This window comes from Caballeronia glebae, assembly GCF_001545035.1.
GTDB classification, from domain to species: domain Bacteria; phylum Pseudomonadota; class Gammaproteobacteria; order Burkholderiales; family Burkholderiaceae; genus Caballeronia; species Caballeronia glebae.
Genome location: NZ_FCOJ02000190.1, coordinates 1 through 604, shown reverse-complemented (window position 1 = coordinate 604; position 604 = coordinate 1). Strand labels below are relative to the sequence as shown.

Genomic DNA, 604 nt, shown 5'->3' with positions numbered 1-604 from the left:
ATCTTCAATCATGGACGGCTCAGTGCTTAGTGCTCCGGGACGAAACGATATTGTTGGTCAACAAGGCGACCTTCCGTCTGTCGAGATGGAAAGTCGACGATGCAGTTATCGCAAAGCCATTCTGAGAAAGTTGCGTAACCGAAGCAAATTCGATTATTCAATTCTCGTTCCTACTTTAGCGGCGCATCAGGGTTAGTCGGTCGAATGGACGCGTCGCATGCGAATCGTTCCTGACCTGATGGAGAGCGTAAGCCTGATGGCATCTTCGTGTTGTACTGGACTTTGTCCGCGTCAGGTAATATATCGTGTCCATACCTAAATCTCGGAATGAGAGGAAACCGATCTGCCGAAGGGAAATTTTCGTTAAACCGATCTTCAACGAAATATGCATCTTTTGTTACTAACAAAGTATAATGCTCAGTGTCTCTGTACGGCTCGAAAGAACGCATAAAACGATTTCCGTAAAACGTGCGCCCGCCGTCGGTCGAATAGATCAACGAAACCGAGCAACCTCGATCTCCACAATCAAGCTGAGGCGGTGCCGATGAAGGAATAACGACGTTACGCTCTGTTGAATCTGCAATGATGAGCTTACCTCGAAAAT

At 47.2% G+C, this 604-nt stretch carries 2 protein-coding genes; one reads left to right on the top strand and one right to left on the bottom strand.

Annotated features, from left to right (window positions below):
• Nucleotides 1-196 (top strand): hypothetical protein (locus AWB82_RS38785; RefSeq protein ID WP_235023608.1); only part of this gene is annotated, 196 nt, incomplete at its 5' end.
• Here the strand turns inward: AWB82_RS38785 and AWB82_RS39380 are convergent.
• The coding region (locus AWB82_RS39380) for a T6SS immunity protein Tli3 family protein (protein WP_456061751.1) at nt 171-604 on the bottom strand (434 nt) is incomplete at its 5' end. The two genes, AWB82_RS38785 and AWB82_RS39380, sit on opposite strands and share 26 nt — an antisense overlap.